A 17,083-nucleotide genomic window follows, 5' to 3' on the forward strand; every position below is an offset into this window, starting at 1 on the left:
TGACGCTAAATCACTGGCCCCACGAATCACGCAGGGTCACGGTACGGTTGAATACCGGCTGACCTGGTTTCGAGTCCTTGATATCGGCGACGAAGTAGCCTTCGCGCTCGAACTGGAAACGGTCTTCCGGCTGTGCATCGCCCAGCGATGGCTCAGCACGACAACCGGTCAGCACTTGCAGTGAGTCAGGGTTGATGTTGTCGAGGAAACTCGCGCTGTCTTCGGCCTTCTCCGGGTTCGGAGAACGGAACAGGCGATCGTACAGACGCACTTCGCACTCGATGCTGGCAGCCGCCGGCACCCAGTGGATCACGCCTTTGACCTTGCGGCCTTCAGGGTTCTTGCCCAGGGTGTCCGGATCGTACGAGCAACGCAGCTCGACGATGTTGCCGTCGGCGTCCTTGATCGCTTCGTCGGCACGGATCACGTAGCTGCCACGCAGACGCACTTCGCCGTTCGGCTCGAGGCGCTTGTAGCCCTTTGGCGGTTCTTCCATGAAGTCATCGCGGTCGATGTAGATTTCACGGGCGAACGGCAGCTTGCGCACGCCGAGTTCTTCTTTCTGCGGATGACGCGGCAGTTCGAGGTTTTCGACCTGGTCTTGCGGGTAGTTGGTGATCACGACTTTCAACGGACGCAGCACGCACATGGCACGCGGGGCGTTCGCGTCGAGGTCCTGACGGATGCTGAACTCGAGCATGCCGAAGTCGACCACGCCATCGGAACGGTTGGTGCCGATCATGTCGCAGAAGTTGCGGATCGAAGCCGGCGTGTAGCCACGGCGACGGAAGCCGGACAGCGTCGACATGCGCGGGTCGTCCCAGCCGTTGACGTGCTTTTCATCGACCAGTTGCTTGAGCTTGCGCTTGCTGGTGATGGTGTAGTTCAGGTTCAGACGGCTGAATTCGTACTGGCGCGGGTTGGCCGGCACCGGCAGGTTTTCCAGGAACCACTCGTACAGCGGACGATGGCTTTCGAATTCCAGGGTGCAGATCGAGTGGGTGATGCCTTCGATGGCGTCCGACTGACCGTGGGTGAAGTCATAGTTCGGGTAGATGCACCACTTGTCACCGGTCTGATGGTGATGGGCGTGGCGGATGCGGTACATGATCGGGTCGCGCAGGTTCATGTTCGGCGAGGCCATGTCGATCTTCGCGCGCAGCACGCGGGCGCCGTCCGGGAACTCACCGGCACGCATGCGCGCGAACCAGTCAAGGTTCTCTTCCACCGAACGGTCGCGGAACGGGCTGTTCTTGCCCGGTTCGGTCAGGCTGCCACGGTATTCCTTGGCCTGCTCAGGGGTCAGGTCGTCGACGTAGGCCTTGCCGGCCTTGATCAGCTCGACCGCCCAGTCATGCAACTGGTCGAAATACTGCGAGGCGTAGCGCACTTCGCCGGACCACTCGAAGCCCAGCCATTTGACGTCGCTTTCGATCGCGTCGATGTATTCCTGGTCTTCCTTGGCCGGGTTGGTGTCGTCGAAACGCAGGTGCGTGACGCCGCCGAACTCCTGGGCCAGGCCGAAGTTCACGCAGATCGACTTGGCGTGGCCGATGTGCAGGTAGCCGTTGGGCTCAGGCGGAAAACGGGTGACGATCTGGGTGTGCTTGCCCGAGTCCAGGTCTGCCTGGATGATCGGCCGCAGGAAATTGACCGGCACGGCAGGGCCGGACTTGGCATTCGAGGTAGGGTCGACAGTGGGCTTGCTCATAGGATCCTTGACTTACATGTGCGCGGCCGCAAAGGGGGCCAGACAAAACAAAGCCGCTATCATAGCCGATGCTGTCAAGGGCCTGACAGAGCGCGGCCTATAAAGGAGCGCATTTAATCGCCGGGATATGAAAAACAGCCTCGAAATTCGCGCCTGTCACGCTAAACTGCGCACCTTGGCCGATGCAGGCTGAACCGGTCATGGGGCTGAATGTCCCATAACCACGAATTCCTTATAAAGAGTAGCGATCATGACTCAAGTCAAACTGACCACCAACTACGGCGACATCGTCATCGAACTGGACGCGGAAAAAGCGCCGATCACCGCTGCCAACTTCCTCGAATACGTTAAAAACGGTCACTACGAGAACGTGATTTTCCACCGCGTCATCAAGGGTTTCATGATCCAGGGCGGCGGTTTCGAGCCTGGCATGCAGGAAAAGAAAGACAAGCGCCCGAGCATCCAGAACGAAGCCGACAACGGCCTGAAGAACGAGAAGTACACCCTGGCCATGGCCCGCACCATGGATCCACATTCGGCCTCGGCGCAGTTCTTCATCAACGCCACCAACAACAGCTTCCTCAACCACACCGCCAAGACCGCTCAGGGCTGGGGTTACGCCGTGTTCGGTAAAGTCGTTGCCGGCACCGATGTCGTCGACAAGATCGAAGCCGTTGCCACCACTTCCAAGGCCGGTCACCAGGACGTGCCGAAAGACGACGTGATCATCGAGAAAGCCGAGATCATCGAAGCGTGATATTGCTGATTTCAGACTTGCATCTGGAAGAGGAGCGCCCGGACATCACCCGGGCGTTTCTGGATTTGCTCGCCGGACGCGCCCGCTCGGCGAGTGCGTTGTACATCTTGGGCGACTTTTTCGAGGCGTGGATTGGCGACGATGCCATGACGCCCTTCCAGCGTTCCATCTGCCAGGCCCTTCGCCAATTGAGCGACAGCGGCACGGCGATTTTTCTGATGCACGGCAACCGCGACTTCCTGCTCGGCAAGGCCTTCTGCAAAGAAGCCGGCTGCACGCTGTTGAAGGACCCGAGTGTCGTGCAGTTTTACGGCGAGCCGGTGTTGTTGATGCACGGCGACAGCCTGTGCACCCGCGATGTCGGCTATATGAAGCTGCGGCGCTACCTGCGCAACCCGATCGCCCTGTTCATCCTGCGCCACCTGCCGCTGAGCACCCGCCACAAACTGGCGCGCAAGCTGCGCAGCGAAAGCCGTGCGCAGGTGCGGATGAAGGCCAATGACATCGTCGATGTCACGCCGGAAGAGATTCCGCGGATCATGCAGCAATACGGGGTGAAAACCCTGATCCACGGCCACACCCATCGTCCTGCGATCCACAAGCTGCAGCTCGGCGAGCAGGCGGCGAAGCGGATTGTGCTGGGGGATTGGGATCGTCAGGGTTGGGCGTTGCAGGTGGATGAGAACGGGTATGCCCTGGCACCGTTCGACTTCGCTCCGCCACCACAACTGGCAGCACCTGCCAACTGACACAACACAAAACCCAATGTGGGAGCGGGCTTGCTCGCGAAGGCGGTGGTTCAGTCGACATCTCTGCTGAATGACACACCGCTTTCGCGAGCAAGCCCGCTCCCACATTTTTGACCGCGTTTTGCTTAGTGACCGCTGGCGGCCGGGCCGGCCTTGGCCGCAAACGGCGGTTTCGCCAGCCACACAATCAGAATCAGCCCCATGAACCCCCAGCCCAGCAACGTGAAATAATCCACGGTGGAGAGCATGTACGCCTGGCTGGTGAGGATCTGATCCATCTGCGCGTACGCCGATTGGCTCGCGCCGCCTAAATGATTCAACGTCTCGCGGGTCGCCGGCTCGAAGGTGCTGATGCTTTCGCTCATGTAGGCATGATGCTGATTGGCGCGGCGAATCCAGATCCACGTGGTCAGCGATGCCGCAAAGCTACCGCCCAGAGTCCGCAGGAAGGTGGCCAGACCAGCACCGTCGGCAATCTGGCTCGGCGGCAGGTCGGACATCAGGATGCTCAGGGTCGGCATGAAGAACAGTGCCACGCCGATCCCCATGAACAGCTGCACCAGAGCGATGTGCTGGAAGTCCACCTCGTTGGTGAATCCGGCGCGCATGAAGCAGCTCAGGCCAATCGCCAGGAACGCCAGACCGGCCAACAGGCGCAGGTCGAACTTGTTCGCGTACTTGCCGACAAACGGCGACAGCAGCACCGGCAGAATGCCGATCGGCGCCACCGCCAGACCAGCCCAGGTCGCGGTGTAACCCATCTGCGTTTGCAGCCACTGCGGCAGGATCAGGTTGATGCCGAAGAACCCGGCGTAACCCAGCACCAGCACCAGCGTGCCGATGCGGAAGTTGCGGTAGGCGAACAACCGCAGGTTCACCACCGGGTGCTGGTCGGTCATTTCCCAGATGACGAACACCGCCAGAGCGATCACCGAAATCGCCGCGCCGATGATGATGAAGTTCGATTCGAACCAGTCCAGGTCATTGCCCTTGTCGAGGATCACCTGCAACGCGCCGACGCCGATGATCAGCGAGATCAGGCCGACGTAGTCCATCGGTTGGCGACTGGTTTCCACCGGACGCTTGGCCAGTTGCGAGCGCACCACCATCACCGCGAAGATGCCGATCGGTACGTTAATGAAGAAGATCCACGGCCAGCTATAGCTGTCGGTGATCCAGCCGCCGAGAATCGGCCCGGCAATTGGCGCAACCACCGTGACCATCGCCAGCAATGCCAGGGCCATGCCGCGCCTCGCGGGGGGATAGACGGCAATCAACAGGGTCTGCGTCATCGGGTACAGCGGCCCGGCCACCAGGCCTTGCAGCACACGGAAGCCGATCAGTTCCGGCATCGACGTGGAGATACCACAGAGAAACGAGGCCAACACAAACAGAATGGTCGCCCAGAGAAACAGCTTCACCTCGCCGAAACGCCGACTGAGCCAGCCGGTCAGCGGCAGCGCGATGGCGTTGCTCACGGCAAACGAGGTGATGACCCAGGTGCCCTGCTCCGAACTCACGCCCAGGTTGCCGGAAATGGTCGGCAAGGCCACGTTGGCAATGGTGGTGTCGAGCACTTGCATGAAAGTCGCCAGCGACAGGCCGATGGTGCTGAGCAACAGGCTGGGCGGCGTGAAAGAGGCGTTATTGCTCATTGTGAATCCTATGAAACCGGGTTGACGCCGCCCTCTTGTGGGAGCGAGCTTGCTCGCGAAGGCGGCCTGTCAGACAAATCAATGCTGAATGACACACCGCTTTCGCGAGCAAGCTCGCTCCCACAGGGTCAGGTGTGACCTTAGCGTTGTGCGGTCTTGCTCACCGCAGCGCTGTTGTCGTGGATCAGCTGCGCAATCATCGCGTCGGCTTCGGCCAGTTGCTGCTCGTAGACGTTGGTGGTGAACGAGGCCTTTTGCGGCGGTTGCTGGGCCAGCACCGGACCGCTCTGGTCATGCAGGTTCACTTCAACGTTGGTCGACAGACCGACCCGCAGCGGATGCTTGGCCAGCTCTTCGGCGTTGATGTGAATCCGCACCGGCACACGCTGGACGATCTTGATCCAGTTACCGGTGGCGTTCTGCGCCGGCAACAGAGCAAACGCACTGCCGGTACCGGCGCCGAGGCTGTCGACGGTGCCGCTGTACTTCACGCTGCTGCCGTAGATGTCAGACTCGATGTCCACCGGTTGGCCGATGCGCATGTCACGCAGTTGGGTTTCCTTGAAGTTGGCGTCGATCCACAGCTGATCCAGCGGGATCACCGCCATCAGCGCGGTGCCCGGCTGTACGCGCTGACCGAGTTGCACGGTACGTTTAGCGACGTAACCGGTGACCGGCGCAATCAGGGTGCTGCGAGCGTTGGTCAGGTAGGCCTGGCGCAGTTCAGCAGCAGCCTGCATCACGTCCGGGTGCGACGAAACCACGGTGTCATCGACCAGCGCGCTGGTGGTTTTCAGTTGCTGTTTGGCGTTGGCCAGGGCGTTTTGCGCCGAGGTCAGGTCATCGCGGGCGTGGGACAGTTCTTCCTGGGAAATCGCGCCGCCAGCAGCGAGGTTCTTCCGCCGGTTGTAGTTGTCCTGAGCCTTCTGCACTTCAGCCTGTTGCGCGTTGACCTGGGCTTTCATGCCATCGACGTTGCTGTACAGGCCGCGCACCTGACGCACGGTACGCGCCAGTTTCGCCTGGGCACTTTGCAGACCGACTTCGGCATCGTTGGGGTCGAAGTTGATCAGCACCTGGCCTTCGTGGACCAGATCGCCATCGTCAGCGCCAATGCTGACCACGGTGCCGGTGACCAGCGGCGTGATCTCAACGACGTTGCCGTTGACGTAGGCGTCGTCGGTGCTTTCGTTGAAGCGCCCGATGAATTCGTGATACGCCCACACGCCAGCACCGGCGAGCAGAACCACGACGGCCAGCACCAGCAGCATCACTTTGCGCTTGCGTGGATTACCGGTGTCGGGGGTGTTGTCTTGAGTTTGAGTGTTTTCGGCAGTGGCCATGACAAATACCTGAATTTAGTTGTGCGACGTGGCTGGGGTGGCGTTGGCTGCGGTCAGGGTTTCACCCTGAAAGCCGCCGCCCAGCGCTTGCATCAGTTGAATCGACAGGTCGATCTGCTCGGCATTGAGGTTGGCCAGCTGACGCTGGGCCTGCAGCAATTGCTGCTCGATGCTGAGCACGTCCAGGTAGTTGCCGATGCCGGAACCGTAACGCTGGACGACGGTGTTGTAAGAGTCCTGGGCAATCTCGGTGGCGTGTTGCTGCGCCCCGATCTGCCGGCCGATGTCACGCAACTGGTTGATCGTGTCGCTGACATCACCCAGTGCTTTCACCAGGCTTTTGTTGTACTGCGCCACTGCCAGATCGTAATCGGCGTCGCGCGCATCAAGGTTGGCGCGCAGTCGCCCGCCGTCGAAGATCGGCACCGAGATGGTCGGGGCGATGCTGAAGAAGCGACTGGCCGACCCGAACATTGCGTCACCCAACAAGGATTCGGCACCGGCAGACGCCGTAAGGTTCAGGTTGGGATAGAAGCGGGTTTTCGCCGAGTCGATGTCTTTGCTCGCCGCCTCTACGCGCCAGCGCGCAGCGACCAGATCCGGACGCCGACCGAGCAGTTCCGCCGGCAACACCGACGGCACCGCCACGGCGCTGGCTTGCAGGACTTTCGGCCGAGCAATTTCGTTGCCGCGATCCGGGCCTTTGCCGAGCAACACGGCCAGAGCGATCTTGGCGCTGTTCAAGCGCTTTTCGGCATCGATCAGGCTGGCTTCGGAACTGGCTTCCAGACTCTGGGTTTGCTGGAACTGGTACTGGCTGTCGATCCCGGCACTCAAGCGGCGCTGGCTCAGATCGAGCATCTGTTTGGTGCGTTTCAGATCGTCGTTGGCCAGGTCGTAGACGATGTGCGCCTGTCCCAGATCGCTGTAGGCCCGGGCCACGTCGGCGGCGAGGGTCAATTGCGCGGCCTGACGGTCGACTTCGGCAGCGCGGGCCTGACCGAGTGCGGCTTCCCAGGCATCTCGCTGGCCGCCCCACAGGTCGAAGTTGTAATTGAAGCCGGCGCTGATATTGCGCACGGTGGCATAGGCATCGCCCTTGCCCAGCGGATCCTGGTCCTTGGCCAGACGCGAGCGGCTGATACCGGCGCTGGCGTCGAGGGTCGGATAGCGTTCGGCATCGGCAGCATACGCGGCGGCGCTGGCCTGATGCGCGCGGGCTTCGGCGATCTGCATGTCCGGGCTGTCGTGCAGGGCTTCGCGGATCAGACCGTCGAGTTGTGGGTCGCCAAGGCTGGTCCACCAGTCGCTTTTCGGCCATGCCGCCGGCGACAGGGTCACACCGTTGAGGGACTGGCCGACTTTCAGGCTTTTCGCATCAAGATTTTTGCCTTGAGTGTCGAGGCCGCTGTAATTGGCGCAACCGGCAAGGATCATTGCCGACAGCACCAGGGTCAGGCTGCTGCGCAAGGTTTTACTGCTCATTGTGTTCACCTAAGCGCTGGATGGTGATCGGGTCACCGGCGGCCAGCAGGATTTTCTTGAGGATGTATTCCAGGGTCTTCAACTCGTCCGTAGTGACGGCGCCGGCCAGTTCATTCATTGCATCGGCGCCGATGTGCGGCAGACGATCGGCCAGTTGCTGGCCCTGCTCGGTGAGTTTGAGCTGCACCTGACGGCGATCGCCTTCGCTGCGTTGGCGAGCCAGGAAACCTTTCTGTTCCAGACGATCGAGCATGCGTGTCATCGAACCGCTGTCCAGCGACAGATGCCGGCACAGCTCGGCCGGAGTATCGACGCCGTACTGGGCCATGATGATCAACACCTTGAACTGCGCGGCGGTGATGCCGTGGGGGTCCATGTGGGTGTCGATGATCTTGTCTTTGAGCAGCGCGGCACGGCCCAGCAACAGGCCGAGATGGCAATGCTTGAATTCGTCCGGGGTGAAATGCTTCATGTGCTCACCTAATAACTGCCTAGGCAGTGAATGTATGTCGAGATGTTACTGCCTAGGCAGCGAATGTCAACGTAATAGTTAGGTTGCTTTGTAATTAGTTGACCAGTGGAGTGGGTTTTTGTGTTGCCCGCACTGACGCTTTCGCGAGCAAGCTCGCTCCCACAGGGATCTCATGCATACATGGATCAATGTGGGAGCGAGCTTGCTCGCGAAGGCAGCGACTGGGTGTAACGTCGGTCAGGATTTGTCGGAAGGATGCACAGATGGCGGCTGGAGGGGATGCACTTCGCGCCCGCGCAAGGCCGTCAGCGCATAACCGCAAGCGCGTTTGATCACCGCATACATGCTGTGCCAGCCCGGCGGTGCGGGCTCGATCGCGGCATGCAGTGCGAGTGCATAGTCGAGCACCAGACCGGGCGTCCAGGCCATCACTTCGGCGCGCTTGCGCACTTGCGCCGCCACCCAGAACTCGGGGCTGACGATCACTCGGGCGAAATCGAGCATGTTCGAATGCCCGCGATTCATCGCCCCTTCAAGGGCCGCTTCGAGGCTATGGGCGACGGCACTGGAACAGTTGCGGCTGGTGAGGTTGTACGTGCTGTTCTGCCGGTATTCGCTCCAGAACGCCTGCAGTCGCCGGGCGTCGTAATGAGCAAAACTGACCTGAACCGAAGACGGACACCAGTCCGCCACCTCACCCGCATAGTCAGGCAGAAACCGGCCGGCGACATCATTGTTCGGCGTCGCCCGCAGCAACCGCACGAAATCCCCCGCCGAACGATCGATGTCATCCAGCGGGTAATGACTGATGTAAATGTCCGGGCCGCATTCCAGGGCCGCGTGGCCGGCAGAAATCACACCGTTGATGTCGACTGCCGCGATATAGCGGTTGAGCAGGCGGTTGCGCACCAGGGTGTCATCAACGGTGCCGCTGGGTGTCCAGACATGGATCACCAGCGCGGTGCTGGGGGCCGGCCCACCGACCGAGGCCGGACTCGCCAACGGTGGCTGGTGCTTGAAGCGCAGTGACTGGCGCAACAACGCGCAGCCTGAAAGAAAGATGCTCATGCCAATGCAGAACGGCACCGTGCCCTTATACAGCGTTGGATACGGTTCGAGGATGAACAGGCCAAAGGTGATTTCGAACAATCCGGTCAGCAGTGACAGTCGCCAACCGACAAAACGCACCACCACCGCCGCCGCCAGCCGAAAGCCGCCATCGAGCAGAAACGCCACACCGAACAGCACTGCCAGAATCAGGCTGGCGACATGTTGCCGGTCGACGATCAGCAGCCCAAGCAGCAGGAACGCCAGACCGCGCGCCTTGCGCAAAGCGGCGGCGGTGCCGGTCTGCGGTGCCGGCACCAACAGAATGATCAGGGCCTCGAGTAACAGCAGATAGCCAAAGACATGCAGCGGAAAATACAGCACACCGTCCAGCGCATCGATAAAGATCGCCACCCCGGCCGCGCCCCAGACAATGCCGGTCAGCGCCAGTGCTGACCAACGCTTGCGGACAAAGTCATTACCGAGCAAGACCATACTCAAGCGGACCATAGGCGCAACCGGCAAGGTTTTGAGGGTTCGGTGAGTCTAATACATCCTGAAAAAACCGGATCGCAGCGTCACGACCCGGCTATTGGCCACGCTCTCAGAAATCGCGCTTATAGAAGATATCCAGCGAACTGGCGACACCGCTGGCGGCTTCGAGATAAACCTTCTTGCTCAGCTTGTAACGCAGCGCAATGGTGTTGGCCGGTTCGAACACACCGACGCCATAACGCAGGCTGAGTTTCTCGGAGATATTGCCGCTGGCGACCACGCTGGTGGTGTTGCCGCTGCCTTGGGTGTCGAGTTGGAAGTCCTGAATCCCCAGGTCTTTGGCCAGACTGCTGGTGACCCCGGAACTGCCCATCAAGCCGAGGCCAAGTGCTGCCTGGGCAAGCATGTTGTTGTCCTCGCCGTTGCTGCTCAACGGACGACCGAGCACCAGATACGACAGCGCCTGCTCCTGGCTCATGGCCGGCTCGGAGAAGATTTGCGTGGTCGGCTGCTCGGCGCTGCCGCTCAGACGAATACCGGCGATCACGTCGTCGGTCTGGCGGATCGCTTCGATGTCCAGATACGGCTGGTCGATGGGACCAGCGAACAACAGCCGTGCACGCCGAACCGTCAGGCGCTGGCCGTAGGCGCGGTATTTGCCGTCGTTGAGCCACAGCTCGCCACGGGTGTCCATGTTGTCGCCGATGTGCACATGACCTTGCAGGTTGGCGGTCAGGCCGAATCCGGCGAAGCTGAGTTTGTCGTCACCGACCACCACGTCGATGTCCATCTTCATGGCCATCGGCGGTTTACCCTCTTCGGTCTGCGCACCAACGATGATCGTGTCATCGGAGACTTTAACCGTGGAGGGCGGCAGTTCGCGGACGGTGATTTCGCCTCTGGGTACCAGCACTTTGCCGGCAATCTTCAGCTCGTCGCCGGCCATGGAGATTTTCAGATCCGGCGCCACTTCCAGCTTGGCATACGGCTCGACGGTGACCGGCAATTGCGTGCCCTTGAGCGCCACATCGACCATCAGCGCCTGACCCCAGGCGACATTACCGTTCAGACTGCCCTGCCCGGTCTTGCCACTTTTCCAGCCGCCGTCCAGACGCACGGACTCGCCGGCAATCACTGCTTGCAGTTGCAGGTCTTTGAGTTCCATCGGCAGCTCGGCGCCGGAGACTTCGCCGTCGCTGAGTTTCACCGTGCCGTTGACCAGCGGCGCCAGCAGCCCGCCGGAAATCGTCCCGCTGCCGTTCAGGCGCCCGGTGAGTTTCTCGACCATCGGTACAAACGGCCGCGCCACCGACAGGTCCAGGCCGGAGAGCCGGAACGAGCCGTTCAACGGCTTGTTTTTCGGCAGCGGATTGAGCTGCGCCTGCACCATCAATTCACCGAGCTTGCCGCCGACGAAATTGAGATCGGTGTCGATGCGCTTCGGTGTGAGTTTGCTGGTGAGCTTCAGGGTCTGGTACGGGAAGTCCAGCCACTGATCCTTTTCCTTCATGCGCAAAGTGCCGCCGCTGGCGTCGATGCTGACCACGCCATTCGGGCCGCTGGCCGGCAGATCCAGTTGCAGATCGGCGTTGAGCTTGCCCTGCCAGGCAAAGTCCTTCGGCAACCATTGTGCGAGGCTTTCGATCGGGAACTGCTTGAGGTGGTAACGCAGTTTCGGCTCGGGCAGCAGCCGCTGGTCTTCACCGCACAGGCTGGCATTGCCAGACATCCAGCAATGCGCGCCGAAGTTGATCTTGCCGTCAGCCAGACGCTCCAGTTTGGCCGGGTTCTGCAGTTTCCAGTCCTGGCCGCCGGCCTGAATATCGCCGCTGGCCAAACGACCGCGCCAGTTGCCGTTGTCCAGATTGCCGTCCAGACCGAGGGCCAGTTTGAGCTTCGGCCCGAGCAGGTCGAGGTCGAGTTTCTGGCGCTTGATGTCGCCCTGAGCGCTGGCGGTCAACACGCCGAGGTTGGTATCGCCGGCCTGAATGCCGCGGCCCTTCAAGTCGATCTTCGCCCGTTGCGCACTGTCGAGCGTGGCGTCGAGGTTGAGGCTTTGCAGACGATTGTCCTGGAACGCCAGTTGCGAACCTTGCAGGTCGAGCTTGCCTTGCGGCGCCTGGAGCGTGCCGGCGACATTGACCTGACCGTTGACCTGCCCGCGCAGCTGCGGCCAGAGCTGGGCCAGACGCGTCAGTTTGATGTCGATCTGGCCAGTGAGTTTCTGTTGCAGGCTGCCCTTGCCGCTGATGCTGTTGTCGCCGAGGCGGATTTGCAGGGCGTTGAGATTCCACTGTTCGCCGACGCCGTCAGCCTTGGCTTGCAGCACCGCCGGCTGTCCGCGCAGCTTGCCCTTGAGGTCGAGGTCAGCGGTGAGGCTCAGGCGCTCGTTCTTCATTTCGCCTTTGCTGCGCAGCGGCCCGGCCAGGGTGCCCGGCAACTCCGCGACCCAGTACGCCGGGTTCAGCGCCGAAAGATCCAGCGCCGTGTCCCAGGCGATGCCGTCGGCGAACTGCACGTTCACGTGCCCTTCAGCCTTGCCCTGACCGGCCTGCATTTTCAGTTGCGGCAACGCGATCTGTTTCAGGCTGCCACTGAACGGACTGCTCAGGCTGAACGCCCCCGCCGGGCCATCGAGGTCGGCGGCGAAGTTACCGAGGTATTGGCCATCGGTGTAGGAGACTTCGCCAGTGAAGGTGCGCAAGGCGACTTGCGGCTCGTCAATCTCGGGATACAACCGGTGCCACGGAAAATCCTGCCAGTTGATGTTGGCCTGAGCGCTGAGGCCCTTGCTCCAGTCAACGCTGCCGGTGAGTTTGAGGCTTTGCTTGTCGTTGGCACTGAGGTCGAGGCCGGCGATCTGCGCGCCGCTGGCATCGACCTTGCCTTTGAGCAGCAACGCCACCGGGCCTTTTTCGGCGGGCAGCGTGGCGTTGCCGAGCAATTGGTAACCGTTTTTCAGGTCACCTTCCCCGGTCAAAACCAGTTGATTGAATTGCAGAGTGTCCGGCAGATCGGCGCTCGGTTTGAATGCCTCGGAGCTGATGCGCACCTTGGCCGGGAGGTTTTCTGCCAGCGGCTGCAGCTCGCCGCTCAACTGGCCGTCGAGGTAGCCACGGCTGTCGGCATGCAGGTTGAGGGTTTTCAGCAGATCGCCGTCGACTTTCAACGCCAGTGTCCATGGGCCTGCGCCCGGAGACGGCAGGGTCAGGTCACCGGTGATGTTCAGCGGCCAGTTGCCAGTCGGTTGCAGCAGGCCGGAGAGGTTCAGGCTCAGATCGTCGCGCTGCAGTTTCACGCTATCGATCTGCATACCTTGGGCGGTCCAGTGCGCCGCCAGTTGCAGGCCCTTGAGCTGCTCGCTGCCGTTGAACAGCAGGCTGCCGACCTGCACGTCACCCAGCTCGATGGCCACCGGCAATTGCAGATCCGGCAGTTTGATCGGGCCGCTCTCGCTGGTTTCTTCACTCGGCGGAAATTGCAGGATCACCTGATCAGCCTTGAGCTGTTCGATGCACAGCGTCATGCGGGTCAGGCACAGCGGCGACCAGGCGAAGATCGGCTGGTTCAGCTCGACCCGGCTGCTGCCCTGCTGCCACAGCAGATGATCGGCGCTCCATTGTCCGCCGAGACGGCCCTGGAAATTTTCCACGCTCAGACCCGGCACCAAGCCCAGCGCCCAACGGCTGCCGGCCTGCGTTCCGAGTACCGCGCTGATGCTCAGTACGATCAATAACACCAGCGCCAACAGCGCCAGAGCGGTAATTTTCAAACCACGCTTCACAGCTCAGGCCCCATGGAAAAGTGCAGCCGGATGCCGCCGTCGTCGTCCAGCGCGTGGGCCAGGTCGAGGCGGATCGGCCCCACCGGCGAGACCCAGCGCACACCGATACCGACCCCGGTCTTGAGGTTCGGCAATTCGAGTTTGTTGAAGGAGTTGCCCTGGTCGACGAAGGTCGCGATCCGCCATTTTTCGGCGATCGAATATTGATACTCGACGCTGCCGGCGACCATGTAGCGTCCGCCAATGCGGTCGCCCTTGGAGTTCTCCGGGGACAGGCTCTGGTAGTCGTAACCGCGCACGCTCTGATCGCCACCGGCGAAGAAGCGCAGCGACGGTGGCACCGAGTTATAACCGTTGGTGGCGCTGCCTCCGACCTGCACCCGGCCGAGGAAGCGGTGGTTGTCGAACACGGTGGTCAGGCCTTTGATCAACGCCGTGCCATACAGCAGATTGTTGTCAGAGCCGAGACCTTCCTTCGCCACTTTGCTTTCAAAGGTCAGGCGATAGCCGTTGTGCGGGTCGATGCGGTTGTCGCTTTTCAGGTACGAATAACTGATGCCGGGCATCAACAAGGTACTGAGACCGGAGTCGTCACCGAGCTGATATTCCTCACGCTGCCATTTCAGCGAGATGACCCGCTGCCAGCCGCTGGGCAACTTGCTGTGCCATTCGGGACCGAAGGTCAGCAGCTTGCTCAGGGTGTCCGAGCCGTCGATGTCTTCATATTGGTAACCACCGGCCCAGCGCAGTTTGTCGGTCAGCGGTGGATCGAGCGGGATGTCATAGAACAGCCCGACGTTCTGCCGTGGCGCCGACAACTCGGCTTCCCAGCCATAGCTGTCGCCCTGCGGGTTGACCCAGTGGCGGGTCCAGTTGGCCTTGATCCGCGGGCCGACGTCGGTGGAGTAACCGAGGCCCAGGCCCATGGTACGTGGCTTGCGCGTGTCGAGTTTGACGTCGACCGGGATCACATCGTTTTTCGCCGCCGTCGGCGCAGCATCGACGCGCACACCTTCGAAATAGCCGCTCGATTGCAGGTCGCGATTGAGTTCGGCGATCAGCTCGGAGTCATACGGGTCGCCGGCCTTGAACGGCACCATGCGTTGCAGCAGGTCTTCGTCGAAGGGTGTGTCGCCCTCGAAACTGACTTTGCCCAGCGCGTAACGCGGGCCGCTTTCGTAGATCAATTCGACGTCGGCCACCCCGGCTCGCGGGTCGACCAGGAGTTTCTGACTGGTGAAATGGCCACTGAAGAAACCGAAGCGCGAGGCCTGGTTCTGGATCAGGCGTTTGGCGTCTTCATAACGCCCATGGTTGAGCACCGCGCCGGACTTGAGCGTGTCGCTGCTCGGCACACGAAAGGATTTGAGGGAGGCGGCAGGCCCGTCGACGCGCACGGTGACGTTGCGCAGGCGAATCGGCTCACCGGGATCGATGTTCAGCACCAGGCGCGGTTTTTCACCGCCCTTGACGTCACTGTCGATCTGCGGCTGGTAGTAGCCCAAGGCCTGCGCGGCTTTGCGCGCCTGCTCTTCGGCCCCGCGACTGAAGCGCAGCAAGGCTTGTTCGTCACGGTCGCCGAGGCTGCCGATATAGCCTTCTATATTGGCCTTGAGTTCGTCGTTGGACGGTTTGATCCGCACGTCCAATTCACTTTGCGCCAGCGCCGCGCAGCTGGTTAACAGCATGAGCACGCCACTGGTAAATCTTCCTGGAAACTTCATAGGCGCGGATGCTATCACGGGCTTGGGAGCGTGATAGAACAGGAAATTTCCGAAAAAGTTCTACGGCTAAGCCATTGCAGTTTGTAACACCTGCGGATTGGCGTGGAAAAACACGTGCTCGCGCACCGGGCCGACGGCCACTTCGCCAATCTCCTCATAACCCTGACGTTTGTAGAATTCCAGATAGCGCGGGTTGCCAGTGTCGAGCACCACGCCTTGCGAGGTTTCGTCCACCGCGCACCAGTTGTGCACCGCCGTCAGCAACTGCTCGCCGAAGTGTTTGCCTTGAAACTGCGGATGAATCCCCAGCAACGGCAGCATGTGCACCGAATCGCTCGGCACGCAGGCGGCCACCGCATCGTGATATTCCAGATAGCGCCGGGTGCAGCGAAAACCGGTGCTGAGCACCATGCGCAAGCGCCACGCCCAACTCTCGGTAATCCCAAGACGACGCTGTGGCGGCGCAATCAGGGCGATGCCGATCAAACGGTCGTTGACCAGCAGGCCGATGGCCGGCAGATCCTGCAGAAAATGCTGTTTGACCAACTCACGCACCGTGGCCCGCACGCGTTGCTCGTAGCCCGGCCGTTCGGCTTCGAACAGATAGCCGAAAGTCGGCTCGTGGCGATAGGCCTGATACAGCAGCGATCGGGCTTCGCGCGAATAACCGCGGTCGAGCATGTGGATGTCGGCGATGGCGGTCTGGGTTTCAGGCATGACGGTGATTCTCCCCCGGGGCGCGGCTCAAATGGCTGCGCTCTTGTTGGTACGAACCTTTTGCGGGTGGCGCAGTTCCCCACAGGTATAGACCAAGCCGTGAGCTTCATCGACTGGGCGGGCCTCTTCGCGAGCAAGCTCGCTCCCACATTTGGAATGCATACCCCTGTGGGAGCGAGCTTGCTCGCGAAGAGGCCCGCCCGGGCAACCCACATCCCACAGACAAAAATGATTTCCCCCACCCCACACTGGCCCCCATCCCACATGTCAGCTAGCATCGCCCTTTTGCCAGGACTGCCGACCATGAAGATTGTTTCCTTCAACATCAACGGACTGCGCGCCCGTCCGCATCAGTTGGCAGCGCTGATCGAAAAGCATCAGCCGGACGTGATCGGCCTGCAGGAAACCAAGGTCCACGACGACCAGTTCCCGCTGGAAGAAGTGCGGGCGCTGGGCTATCACGTTTATTTCCACGGCCAGAAAGGCCATTACGGCGTCGCCCTGCTTTCGCGCAAAGAGCCGATTGCCATTCACAAAGGTTTCGCCACCGATGAAGAAGACGCGCAGCGCCGCTTCATCTGGGGCACCTTCGCCGACGCCAATGGCGTGCCGGTGACCATCATGAACGGCTACTTCCCGCAAGGCGAAAGCCGCGACCACCCGACCAAATTCCCGGCCAAGCAACGCTTTTACAGCGACCTGCAAACGCTGCTGGAAAGCCAGTTTCACAACGAGCAGCCGCTGGTGGTGATGGGTGATGTGAACATTTCCCCGGAAGACTGCGACATCGGCATCGGCCCGGACAACATGAAGCGCTGGCTGAAAACCGGCAAATGCAGCTTCCTCCCGGAAGAGCGCGAGTGGATGGCCCGCCTGAAAAACTGGGGCCTGACCGACAGCTTCCGCCACCTGAACCCGGACGTGACCGACATGTTCAGCTGGTTCGATTACCGCAGCCGTGGGTTTGAAGACGAACCCAAGCGTGGCCTGCGCATCGACGTGATCCTCGCCTCCCATGGCTTGCTGCCACGGGTCAAGGATGCGGGCGTGGACTATGAACTGCGCGGGATGGAAAAACCGTCGGATCATGCGCCGATCTGGCTGGAATTGGCCTGATCTCAAGCTTTAAGAGATCCTTGTAGGA

The 17,083-nt window shown here is 61.1% G+C and carries 12 protein-coding genes; 3 read left to right on the forward strand and 9 right to left on the reverse strand.

What is annotated here, in order from left to right:
- Nucleotides 1-10: 10 nt before the first annotated feature.
- A complete protein-coding gene (locus NTD85_RS21455) occupies nt 11-1,711 on the reverse strand; it encodes a glutamine--tRNA ligase/YqeY domain fusion protein (protein ID WP_262143154.1) in 1,701 nt (566 codons plus the stop codon).
- A 250-nt stretch (nt 1,712-1,961) separates the two neighbouring features.
- On the opposite strand from NTD85_RS21455, the gene NTD85_RS21460 reads away from it, so the two are divergent.
- Together NTD85_RS21460 and lpxH are read left to right on the forward strand one after the other, a co-directional pair.
- The gene (locus NTD85_RS21460) at nt 1,962-2,468 is read left to right on the forward strand and encodes a peptidylprolyl isomerase (RefSeq protein WP_003223743.1); all 507 of its coding nucleotides are present in this window, start codon (nt 1,962-1,964) and stop codon (nt 2,466-2,468) included.
- Nucleotides 2,465-3,217 carry a UDP-2,3-diacylglucosamine diphosphatase gene (gene lpxH, locus NTD85_RS21465; RefSeq protein WP_262143155.1) on the forward strand — a complete coding sequence of 251 codons (753 nt, stop codon included), beginning with the start codon at nt 2,465-2,467 and terminating at the stop codon, nt 3,215-3,217. Before NTD85_RS21460 ends, lpxH begins: the two co-directional genes overlap by 4 nt.
- Nucleotides 3,218-3,342: 125 nt before the next feature.
- Here lpxH and NTD85_RS21470 read toward each other — a convergent pair whose 3' ends face one another.
- From NTD85_RS21470 to NTD85_RS21505, 8 genes are all read right to left on the reverse strand, one after another.
- Entirely contained in the window at nt 3,343-4,872 is a 1,530-nt protein-coding gene (locus NTD85_RS21470) for a DHA2 family efflux MFS transporter permease subunit (protein ID WP_003223741.1), read from the reverse strand.
- Between the two features lie 140 nt (nt 4,873-5,012).
- Nucleotides 5,013-6,215 carry an efflux RND transporter periplasmic adaptor subunit gene (locus NTD85_RS21475; protein ID WP_103485344.1) on the reverse strand — a complete coding sequence of 401 codons (1,203 nt, stop codon included), beginning with the start codon at nt 6,213-6,215 and terminating at the stop codon, nt 5,013-5,015.
- Between the two features lie 15 nt (nt 6,216-6,230).
- Nucleotides 6,231-7,700, reverse strand: a complete 1,470-nt coding sequence (locus NTD85_RS21480; protein WP_103522140.1) for an efflux transporter outer membrane subunit — start codon at nt 7,698-7,700, stop codon at nt 6,231-6,233.
- Entirely contained in the window at nt 7,690-8,172 is a 483-nt protein-coding gene (locus NTD85_RS21485) for a MarR family winged helix-turn-helix transcriptional regulator (RefSeq protein ID WP_045122382.1), read from the reverse strand. Before NTD85_RS21485 ends, NTD85_RS21480 begins: the two co-directional genes overlap by 11 nt.
- A 237-nt stretch (nt 8,173-8,409) precedes the next feature.
- Nucleotides 8,410-9,729, reverse strand: a complete 1,320-nt coding sequence (locus NTD85_RS21490) for a DUF308 domain-containing protein (RefSeq protein WP_262143156.1) — start codon at nt 9,727-9,729, stop codon at nt 8,410-8,412.
- A 94-nt stretch (nt 9,730-9,823) separates the two neighbouring features.
- Nucleotides 9,824-13,498, reverse strand: coding sequence for a translocation/assembly module TamB domain-containing protein (locus NTD85_RS21495; RefSeq protein WP_262143157.1), 3,675 nt, complete (start codon nt 13,496-13,498; stop codon nt 9,824-9,826).
- Nucleotides 13,495-15,222: an autotransporter assembly complex protein TamA gene (locus NTD85_RS21500; RefSeq protein WP_262143158.1), complete on the reverse strand. Its 1,728-nt coding sequence runs from the start codon at nt 15,220-15,222 to the stop codon at nt 13,495-13,497. Before NTD85_RS21500 ends, NTD85_RS21495 begins: the two co-directional genes overlap by 4 nt.
- Before the next feature lie 66 nt (nt 15,223-15,288).
- Nucleotides 15,289-15,939 carry a GNAT family N-acetyltransferase gene (locus tag NTD85_RS21505; RefSeq protein WP_103485356.1) on the reverse strand — a complete coding sequence of 217 codons (651 nt, stop codon included), beginning with the start codon at nt 15,937-15,939 and terminating at the stop codon, nt 15,289-15,291.
- A 303-nt stretch (nt 15,940-16,242) separates the two neighbouring features.
- Between NTD85_RS21505 and xthA the strand changes: the two genes are divergently transcribed.
- Complete coding sequence (gene xthA, locus NTD85_RS21510; RefSeq protein ID WP_226501300.1) at nt 16,243-17,055, forward strand: exodeoxyribonuclease III; 813 nt, start codon at nt 16,243-16,245, stop codon at nt 17,053-17,055.
- The last annotated feature ends 28 nt before the right edge of the window (nt 17,056-17,083 follow it).

This window comes from Pseudomonas sp. 13B_3.2_Bac1 (assembly GCF_025466205.1).
GTDB lineage: Bacteria > Pseudomonadota > Gammaproteobacteria > Pseudomonadales > Pseudomonadaceae > Aquipseudomonas > Aquipseudomonas fluorescens_H.

What these genes read in the sequence shown, in the direction of transcription:
- NTD85_RS21455 (WP_262143154.1), bottom strand. Translation starts at nt 1,711, where the DNA reads ATGAGCAAGCCCACTGTCGACCCTACCTCGAATGCCAAGTCCGGCCCT.
- NTD85_RS21460 (WP_003223743.1), top strand. Translation starts at nt 1,962, where the DNA reads ATGACTCAAGTCAAACTGACCACCAACTACGGCGACATCGTCATCGAA.
- NTD85_RS21470 (WP_003223741.1), bottom strand. Translation starts at nt 4,872, where the DNA reads ATGAGCAATAACGCCTCTTTCACGCCGCCCAGCCTGTTGCTCAGCACC.
- NTD85_RS21475 (WP_103485344.1), bottom strand. Translation starts at nt 6,215, where the DNA reads ATGGCCACTGCCGAAAACACTCAAACTCAAGACAACACCCCCGACACC.
- NTD85_RS21480 (WP_103522140.1), bottom strand. Translation starts at nt 7,700, where the DNA reads ATGAGCAGTAAAACCTTGCGCAGCAGCCTGACCCTGGTGCTGTCGGCA.
- NTD85_RS21485 (WP_045122382.1), bottom strand. Translation starts at nt 8,172, where the DNA reads ATGAAGCATTTCACCCCGGACGAATTCAAGCATTGCCATCTCGGCCTG.
- NTD85_RS21490 (WP_262143156.1), bottom strand. Translation starts at nt 9,729, where the DNA reads ATGGTCCGCTTGAGTATGGTCTTGCTCGGTAATGACTTTGTCCGCAAG.
- NTD85_RS21500 (WP_262143158.1), bottom strand. Translation starts at nt 15,222, where the DNA reads ATGAAGTTTCCAGGAAGATTTACCAGTGGCGTGCTCATGCTGTTAACC.
- NTD85_RS21505 (WP_103485356.1), bottom strand. Translation starts at nt 15,939, where the DNA reads ATGCCTGAAACCCAGACCGCCATCGCCGACATCCACATGCTCGACCGC.
- xthA (WP_226501300.1), top strand. Translation starts at nt 16,243, where the DNA reads ATGAAGATTGTTTCCTTCAACATCAACGGACTGCGCGCCCGTCCGCAT.